The organism is Alkalinema pantanalense CENA528 (assembly GCF_050753345.1).
Lineage (GTDB): Bacteria > Cyanobacteriota > Cyanobacteriia > Leptolyngbyales > Leptolyngbyaceae > Alkalinema > Alkalinema pantanalense.
In genome coordinates this window covers 1-9,512 of sequence record NZ_JBLZFX010000150.1, presented here as the reverse complement: position 1 = coordinate 9,512, position 9,512 = coordinate 1, and the positions used below count along the sequence as shown (strand labels likewise).

Annotated in this window: 7 protein-coding genes; 4 read left to right on the top strand and 3 right to left on the bottom strand. The window is 47.0% G+C overall.

The window, feature by feature from the left end; genetic code table 11:
• Nucleotides 1-81 precede the first annotated feature (81 nt).
• A complete protein-coding gene (locus ACN4EG_RS26240) occupies nucleotides 82-1,452 on the bottom strand; it encodes a hypothetical protein (RefSeq protein ID WP_431633240.1) in 1,371 nt (456 codons plus the stop codon).
• A 38-nt stretch (nucleotides 1,453-1,490) separates the two neighbouring features.
• Entirely contained in the window at nucleotides 1,491-1,928 is a 438-nt protein-coding gene (locus tag ACN4EG_RS26235) for a hypothetical protein (protein ID WP_431633239.1), read from the bottom strand.
• A gap of 334 nt (nucleotides 1,929-2,262) precedes the next feature.
• Here ACN4EG_RS26235 and ACN4EG_RS26230 point away from each other — a divergent pair, with 334 nt between their 5' ends.
• On the top strand, nucleotides 2,263-2,568 hold the full coding sequence (locus tag ACN4EG_RS26230) for a hypothetical protein (protein ID WP_431633238.1): 306 nt from the start codon (nucleotides 2,263-2,265) through the stop codon (nucleotides 2,566-2,568).
• Between the two features lie 18 nt (nucleotides 2,569-2,586).
• Complete coding sequence (locus ACN4EG_RS26225) at nucleotides 2,587-3,552, top strand: molecular chaperone DnaJ (protein ID WP_431633237.1); 966 nt, start codon at nucleotides 2,587-2,589, stop codon at nucleotides 3,550-3,552.
• Nucleotides 3,553-3,930: 378 nt separating this feature from the next.
• Here the strand turns inward: ACN4EG_RS26225 and ACN4EG_RS26220 are convergent, their stop codons facing one another.
• The gene (locus ACN4EG_RS26220; RefSeq protein WP_431633236.1) at nucleotides 3,931-7,482 is read right to left on the bottom strand and encodes a TM0106 family RecB-like putative nuclease; all 3,552 of its coding nucleotides are present in this window, start codon (nucleotides 7,480-7,482) and stop codon (nucleotides 3,931-3,933) included.
• A 747-nt stretch (nucleotides 7,483-8,229) separates the two neighbouring features.
• Here ACN4EG_RS26220 and ACN4EG_RS26215 point away from each other — a divergent pair.
• Nucleotides 8,230-9,000, top strand: coding sequence for a ferrous iron transport protein A (locus ACN4EG_RS26215; RefSeq protein ID WP_431633235.1), 771 nt, complete (start codon nucleotides 8,230-8,232; stop codon nucleotides 8,998-9,000).
• 66 nt (nucleotides 9,001-9,066) lie between these two features.
• Complete coding sequence (locus ACN4EG_RS26210) at nucleotides 9,067-9,414, top strand: FeoB small GTPase domain-containing protein (RefSeq protein ID WP_431633234.1); 348 nt, start codon at nucleotides 9,067-9,069, stop codon at nucleotides 9,412-9,414.
• Nucleotides 9,415-9,512 lie beyond the last annotated feature (98 nt).

Below are 9,512 nucleotides of genomic sequence, written 5' to 3'. Positions count from 1 at the left end.
CGAAGCGAGCCGCAATGGATGACACGTTTATGCTCCAAGTCTTAGCCGCTGCGTTGCCCGACTCGGGTAAAGACTCCACCCCTAGTTGTCAATAGCGTTTGAGATGCGCTTACCCTGAAATTGCAATGTCCCAGAACTTAACATTTTGCCCCGACGGTATAGGAAATAAAGTTCTTGAGGACAGTCCCATCGCAAGCGCTGCAATCCTTGCTCAAATGCAGTACGATCGCCATTTTGCCAGAGCCTTGCCAGATGGGACGCTAGACAGTCTAGGAAAAAATCCGCTTGGGGTAAGGAGGGATCACAACCCAACATTGCTAGCTCAGCCTCCCGATTGTTCCAATCCACAGCCATGGCCCAATTTTCCATCGGGGGTTGACAGGACTCCAGCGCAGCCCAAGCGACTAGCTCTAAGTAGGTGGGTGCGTAAACGTTCGTAAATAGTGCGATCGGATCGGTTGGCATAACAATTTCTACAACTGTTAACAACACAATCTTCGAAGCGTATAGACATCCTGTCACCAAACGATATTGCTTTCCATCCACCTCCCATGGAACAGTGTAGGGATACAGTAATCGTACCTGTTTAAAATGCTGTAAACAGAGTTGAGTAAACTTTGAGTTAACAGCCCCTTGATTCAAAAATATCCAATCCAGCGTCACACCCGTTTGATCGATCGAGATCGCGGCCTGTATGCCATCCAAAGCACACCAAAGTTGTTCAGCTTGTAAGGCACAGCATTGTAGATTGGGATAGGCGGCAAGACGATCGTAGGTTGCTGCAGCAATGTTTCGGTTGAGTAACCCCGCGATCGACATCTGGCTCAACAGTTCAAAGCGGATTAACTTAATTTCGTTGGGTGTATATAGGCGGGCTTGGTCTTCAAAAAACAGGCAATACAGGCTCGCACTATGCTCCAAATCCGCCAAAATCTGGGGAGCCAATGGCGGTTGGGTAGGCCGAGTAGACGCCAAAAAACGAGCATTCCATTGTGTTTCACTCAGAACCTCAATCCCTTCTACCAGAATGGGCCGAGCATCAAGCCAATCCCGTATCAGTTGAAGTACCTTCAAAGCAGTGGAGTAGGGCATGCAGAATATCCGATAATAACTGCCTGGATGCCACAGAAACATCGATCGATGGAAAGGTTCTACATACATCAGTTCCCAAACTGACCAATTCAGCTGGGCTTGCGGTAACCTCCAACCCTGGTCTGCAATCAACGACTGAACCTCCATGACCCAGAAGCGATCTTCGCCCTGTTCATAGGCTGTGCGCGTCTGCAAGCAATGCCAGAATCGTTCATTTTGGGCATAACGTGCTAAAGCTTCAATCAACAATGAATCATCATAGTAGAGCCTGCTACGGCTGTGACAACTTGAGAAATGAATCTCAGTATTGCTCTGAGTAATCACTAGAGTATATCCATCAATTAAAACAAATTGTTTCATCTTATTGATCCCTTCTCACCCATCACAGCGATCTGTCTTTATCGCATTTGTCCTATTTTGCAGGATGGGCAGCTTAGATAATATTGTTGATATTCAGCCAAAGTTCCTTGAGCGTGACAGTTGGGACAAGGCACTTGATCGAAAATAAATTCATAGACCATGCGCAGTCGTTCCTCCACTAAAATGACATCTTCATGTACTGGAATCTGAATTCCACTATCAATCCAAGTCTCTCGCAAAACCTGCTTTTTAATCCGGCCTTTCTTAGAACTCACAGCTTCCCATTGCTTGCCTCGGATAACCAATTGATAGGGTTGATTACTATGATACAATTGCTCTCCATCTGCAGGACAGATGTAGAAACTGCGAGTACATTTTGTGCAAATGACGATCGTTCGATTGCATTCTTTGCCCACCCACCCAATGGGAACACTGTAATGACAATGGTCGCAAAATAAGACAGTCAACTCAGACATACCGGATTCTTGAACATTAATTGAGAATGAATCGCCTCTTTCATTTCTGCCCCTATTCTTATCTCCAACCAGCCATAAGCTTATGCAAACCGTTAGTTATTTCAATCAAGCTCAGTAGAAATACGGAAGTTTCAACAGACAAATAATTATGAATAAAAGTCTAAACTTACAGATTGATCATCATAGGAAATAATCGTATACAGTAACCATCAAACGTTTAGGTCGTGGTTTTAAGCATAGGAAAGTAAACCATCATTGCATAAGTCGATCGTAGCCTACGACTATAGTAAAATCATCTTAGTTTTTCCCTTCTCAATCAGTTTTGGCTCCACCTATGACGACCCTTCCCGATGCACCAACGCTAGAAAGTCTTGAACGTCGATCGCGTGATATCGTCCAATTAGCGAGGCAGTATGACTTCGAGAGTCAAGTGACCCTATCAGCCAAACGTCGTTTCTTTTTGGTGGAACTCGATGTAGCAGGGCTCTCACCAGACACGATCACCTCTGAGCAAATCGCAGCGATTTCCGCTCCTAGCTATCCCAATCTCCTCACACTGCTCAAGGCATTTCATCGGATTAATGAGTATTCCAGTTCGCCCGAACGTCAGCAGTGGAATCCCAATGCCCAGCCAGGATGAACCAATGTGCCAATTTGCATGGATTGGTTTATTGCTTCGATCGTCCCTGAAGAACTGAATCATTTTGATTTTCTGAGTCGGTGCGAACGCATTTGGACTGATTCAGAACCCGCTGAAGCCGCGATGCTATTTACTCGTATTTTTAATTATCGAGTTAAATTTGTCACGGGATATGAAGATGGGATGCGGTTGGTGCTTTGCCGGGTGGAAGTCAGCCATCCAGAAAATCCTCCAGCGGCTACACTGGCCCCAAAAGTGACAGTACAGCCCTTTGACCTCATGCGGCGGATGGATGCCTACCAGGGCAGTCCTGATGGCGATGATTGGCATAGTCCTGTGAAGGTACCGATGGGATTGGCGCGTTGGAATTTTACGTTAGCTGAAATCGATCGCCAAACGTTTGAGCAACTCCGGGATCGTTTGGGGGAGGCAAATTTTCAAACGATCGTGGGAACTCAAGGATACGAGCATCTCCAAAATGATGGTTCAACGTATCGTGGTGAAGATAACTTACCATTGCACTATTACATTCGGGAAACGGATCAAGCAGGCATCAGTGATTTGATTTTAGTGAGTTTTGGGGAGTTCCAACCTTCGCGGTGGATGGCCCATGTTGAAGGAATTTGGCAGATCGTCGCAGCAGCAGACTCGGTACCCGATCCTCAGCCACTAGAGATGACACCCGTTGCCGAACCAGAAGTGTCAGAGCCTCAAATTCCTCAGCCTCAAACTTCTCAACCTCCTGCTACTGAGCCGCAAACCGCTGAACTCCAAAACCACTGGCAAGCAGACCTACCAGAACAACAGAGCCAAACTCCCCGATCGCGCCGTTTGACGGCTCAACAAAAAACAGTGTTGCAATTTTTAGCGATCGGCATTGGGGTCATTGTAGCCATTCGCATTGTCTTTTGGCTGGGTGGATTATTGATTTTAGGAGCAATTCTTTGGGCCTTATATCAAGCTTTCTTCCAACAGGAGAGATAACATTTATTGACATTCAAGGCTAATACTATAGTCATAGTCAATAGTCATAGTCAATAGTCATAGTCAATAGTCATAGTCAATAGTCATAGTCAATAGTCATAGTCAATAAGCTTGAGACAGTGATATCGAATTGATTCATTGATGCGACAGCTCCGATCCCCCCAAGCCCTCGCGCTACGCGCCAATGATGCTAAACAAAGGGGGGAATTCGGTCAAATTCTTTCAAAGTTCTGCTTATTAAAGAAGATGTGGTGGGATCGAGAAAGATAAATACTAAGGGATTTGCAAAGAAATAATATCCCCTCTTCATTCCCCTACCCTCCTACCCTTTTACTCTCCTACCCCTACCCAATTGGGATTTTGTTTATGCGCTGTGCCCTAAGCACTACATAATTTACAAAATAAATTAACGAGTTGAATTTCTTCTAGAGTTGCGCAATTCGTTTGAGCTAGGAATGGACTGCCCACGACGAGGGATAAACACTGCGCACGGGAGATCGCGACATTCAAGCGATGCCGATTCAGCAAAAACCCTAAGCCTCGGGGAATCAGATCTCCGCGACTGGCACACATCGACACAATCAAGACAGGAGCTTCCTGCCCCTGAAACTTATCGACGGTTCCAATTCTGGCCCGATCGCGTAGCCGATCCTGCAATTTTCGGACTTGTAGATTGTAGGGAGCCACGACCAGAATATCCTCGGGTTGCAGGACGTGCTGTCTGCCACCCCGATCGCTCACAAAAGAACGCCCCAGCAATTGATCAATCACTTGGTCAATGACGCGAATTTCTTCCTCACTGGCCTGTTGGTTGCCTTCATGTTCCACCGGAATGAACACAATGCCATTGTGCTGCGGTTGAATGATGGGATTGGCATCTGTCCCTAGCAACCAGTCCTCCACTTGATGGATTTGGGTGTCTCGATCGGCCCGTAATCGACCTTCGTACACGGCATCGGAAATGAATTGGCAAATGCTGGGGTGCATCCGATAGCTAGTATCTAGGAAAATACCTAAATTGGGTGGAATCGTCGCGCAGCCATTCAGAAAATAGTTCAGCGCCGAGAGTCCACTTTCCCCAGGATGGGTGCCTTGGGTGGGTTGCTCGAGTTGCATCGGATCGCCCATCAGAATGAGATTATCTGCACACCGAGCGATCGCCACTAAATAGGCCAGCGACAGTTGCCCCGCTTCATCAATAAACAGGTAATCAAATTGCCCGATCGCCGCTTCTCGGCTGAACTGGTAGGCAGTGGCCCCCACCAGTTGATAGTCCGGCGGCAGGGTGGTATCAATCTTCTCTTGAAACCGAATGGCGTCATACTGAAACACATCATCGGCGCGATCGCCCCCAATTTTTGCCCCTTGAAACAGCAGCCCATCAGCTTGCGCTAATTTCGCCACCCGCGCCATCAGATTAGTAATCACCTTATGGCTATTGGCACAGATCGCGATCGATTTTCCTAAAGCCAAGAGCTTCAGAATAATCTGGGCGGCTGTGTAGGTTTTGCCGCTACCAGGGGGGCCTTGGATGCATAGACTGCTACTCTGCAAGCCTGTGGCAATGCGTAGGGTTCCTTGCAGTAAATCCTCACCGGAACGTAGAAGCGATTGCCCCAGGATATGACCCGGAATTCGGGGCGGCTGTCGTTGGAGGAAGTGCTGTAAGGCCGAAGGTAATTGACCAGAGTCAGCCCATTTCTGCACGGTTTGGAATACGGACTGACTTAAAACTTTGGAATCCACAAAATTACAGTCTACTAAACTCGTGCGTTGGGGAGGCATCCAACCTGGTACTAACTGTTCTATCTCCTGAAGACGTTTTTCTGAAATGCTAATGACGGCAAGTCCAGTCTGCCGATCGAGGCTGTCTAACTTGCAATTCCGCAGAGGCTGCTCCGGAGAAAACCAGCAGGTTCCTGATTCCAGTTTCGTTTCCTGATTGGGATCAAAGCGATATTCATAGGCTAGCGATCGACTGCGGGGAGTGGGTTTGAAGGGTGGCCGATCGGTACGTTCAAGCCCTGCTAAACAATCCAGTTCATCGTATAAATCAGCTTCATCGGCCACTAGCCAACTAAAGCGCTGCCACCAGAAGGGTTTACCTTCCCGTTGATGGAATTGCAGTAGGTGGGCCAGTAAGCGCTGTATACAAGCCTCTTCTGAGGTATCCTCTTCCGATAACTGGGACAATAACGATTCTGCTAACTGAGCGGCAGAAAGATCCCGATCGACTGGGCTTTCATCGTCCTTGGGCGAATTTTGAGAGACCTCTTTACAGTAACTCACTTGCTGTTGTGCTTGGAGTGTTTTGAGCCAATCCACTAAATATTTCGTTGATTCACAGTCCATGCGATTGTAGTCGCGGATTTCCTGTAAAATCTTGGACTCTTCTGGCGTATAACCGTCCTGGCACTGCGTCCAATAAAAATATTGCAAAACAGAGTCATTGGCCGTTTGCACCGTACCCGATCGCTGGCAATCGTACAGCGGCTCTAGCTTCTTAATAGAATAGCTGGGCTGCCCCACGCGGAGGCTCTGACGAACAATTTGATAGAGATCAACGAAAACGCCCGATCGCAATAAATCATCCACCTGCGCTTCACGGGTTGCATATTTCCCCATCAGGCGTTTGAGGGCGATCGTTTCGTAGGCAGCATAGTGGTAAATATGCATGGCGGGATCTCGTTGCCAGCGATCGTAAACCCAATCGATAAATTTCTCAAATGCTTGCTTTTCCTGCAAGTTATTATGCGCCCACCAGTCGTAAAACTGAAGGGTTTCGTTCGCAGAATCAGCCTGACTGATGCTACTGACACCAGGATTACTGATGCTAGGATTACTCACGCTGGTATCACTCACACCAGCATGATTGACATCAGAATAATTAACATCAGAACTCGCTTCTACACAAATGGCACCAAAGAGATATTCCAGCCCACCCGGTGCCAGGGGATAGCCCTCCATATCAAAATACACATCCAAAGAACTCTGGGGCGGCAGCAATGCCAATCCCTGACTGGGTTGATCGGGCTGGGGCTGAATCACACTGTATTGAACCTTGCCCGTCTCTAGCGTTGCCCTTTGCAATTGTGCCTGTGTGACCAAACGTGAGAGAGCTACTGGATCTAAATTAGGAATTTTTTGAGTCGGATTCGTGTTAGCAAGTTGTTCTACAGTTGTGATGCCTGCAGCTTCTAGTTTACGGATTTGACTCCGGGTAATATTCGCAACCTGGGAAAGGTGATCGCGATCGTGCAGAATTTTGTCAGCCATCTCCTGCCAACGGCCATGGCGATCGTCACCCGGTTCCGGCAAGGGCGGTTGCTTTGGATCAAACCGATCCATGAATTCAAGGAAAGATTGTCTCACCCGTTTGTAATAATAAAAATATTGTTCCGTTGGATAGGATGCCATTTCACCACTGCCCAACAGTAAACGAAATTCCTGCGGCCTTTGCCCTTGAATCGTTTCCAGCAGATCACAATAGGTACAAGCTTGCAAGACAAAGTCTGGTTTAGGATTGAGCGCCAACTTACATTCCAACGGCACATAACTCCAACGGCCAAAGCGGGAACTCACCTCCACCCGCACCAGAAAATCGGCATAACCGAGACATTCATTCCCTTGCAACGCCGCTTGATAGATATAAGTACGCCCCGATCGCATTGCTGCCAAAGTCGCCTCAAAGCCGCCTTGACTTTGGATGACGCAAACATCAGCCCCTTCAGATTGCAGAGACTGTAAAAACTTTTTTTCGTGGGCTTGGCCCAGTTGACGCAATACGGTCAGGAAGTCATCAGGGGCGACGGCAGGAGTGACGTTGGGCTGAACGAGTGCAAAACGATCCATCCAACTCGCAAATTCACTTTGGTAGTATTGGATCAAGTCCGCTGGGGAATAGACTAGTTGATGATTTTGATATTGCATTGGGAATCAATGATGGTTCACGTAATCCGCTAGAAAGTATTTTAGATTTTATTCAACTTTAGAGCTATGCCTGCCATATTCTGATTAAGAGGGGATGCGGGAATCGAGTCTGTCCCATGGAGGAGTACCCACTAGTCCTTGCTTGCTAGTGCACGGTTACCAAGATGTTGGTAAAGCCTGAGATTAATCAATTAGGTATGAGTCGGAAAGGATATAGTGGGTTCAACGGCAACGGGTTCAACCGCTACAACAGCGAACAATTCTTAAAACAATACTCTGGACACTTTTTGGAACGGAAGCTGAAACCTGCATTCCACCGTTGGCATTCGACCTCACTGAGGGGGCTGAAACCCGCATTCTACCGTTGTCCATTTAAAACTGTCCGGACTATTGTTAAAACTAAATAAAGTTTTGATAGCAATTCGTAGAGTTATGAAATTATTGAGAATGATTATCTTTAGTTTTGAGATCGAGTAGAGAGGTCTGAAGTTTAAATTTTCTTTAAATTCTCTTGTACCTCTAAAGAAGGTCCGCCTGATTTGTAACAAATATGCTGAAAGAGTACTTCTAGACCTGCATTGTTCGGCATATTCACAGATAAAACCATTGCTTAATCGCTAAATAGTTGTTAAGTTTTACAGGTGGATGGTTTGAACTCTAAAATTTTTGAGAAACTATTTTAATAAAGGGAATTCAATTAGGGGATTCAATTTTATAGTCAAGTCAATAAGTTATTGGGGTGGCCAGATGACACAAGATCGCAAGCGTCGCATCACTGCTGCTTGGCAGGGGTTTGTTTACTTCGGTGAATCGATCGTTCGCCCCTCAGTCCCTAAAAACAGTTTGGCTAACGATTGCTTAGCTAACGAAAATCCAGCGGAGTTGTTTCCCGTCCAGGATGGAGCCTCAATCCCGCTGGCATCCCTAGCGAGCAAGCAAGTGGGAAATCGTGTCCGCATCGTCACTCTGGATTGTGGAGACGCGAACAACCGCTTGATGGGCATGGGCTTTATGCCCAATGTCATGTTGGAGATTGTTAGCTGTACGATCACGGGATCGGTCATTGTTGCTCTGCAAGATAACCGCTTGGGATTGGGGGCAGAAATGGCCAAACGCATTTATGTCGCAGATGTCATTGACGCTACCGAGGGAAAGACGCCTATAGGTCAAGGTCAATTTCCCCACCAGACGGCCCACACCAAGGTCAACCCTCCCCCAGCTCAACCCGCAACCAGGATATCTTCCATGTCTCTACCACCCTCTAGTTCCCCAAATTCCACGGTTAAATTACGAGATGTAGCGATCGGTGCTAGGTTACGAGTTGTCGGGTATGAACCGACGGCCCGAGACTACAAGCGGAAATTGTTAGCCATGGGACTGACCCCCGGCACTGAGTTACAGGTTACTCGTCATGCCCCCTTAGGTGATCCTACTGCAATTCAAGTGCGGAGCTTTCATCTGAGTTTACGTAAAGCTGAAGCCGATGCCTTGATGGTTGAATTCATTGAGCCCCAGTAATGGACTTCACTTTTTATTCAAACCTTTTCCATTCAAAGTGATTAAGTTAAGCGCACATAAACAGCTATGACGCAATTCACTATTGGATTACTTGGAAATCCAAACTGTGGTAAAACAACACTATTTAATGCTTTAACCGGCAGCAATCAACGTGTTGGCAATTGGCCTGGGGTTACGGTTGAACGAAAGGAAGGCAGCTACCGTGCCCATGACCGGAAAGTAAAGGTGGTCGATTTGCCGGGGGTGTATTCGATCGATGCAGATGAAACGACTACGGGGTTAGATGAACTGGTTGCACGGGATTATCTGCTATCCGGCGAAGCAGATATCATTATTAACATCGTTGATGCTTCTAACCTAGAACGCAATCTCTATCTCACAACACAAATCCTAGAGATATTACCTCGGCAATAAAGTATTAGGCGAAAGACAATTAAAGTGGAGCTATGATCAGGATAGAGGTACAAGGAGGTTTGTGATGGATAAACCGGATGCCCGACATCTCAGCATCG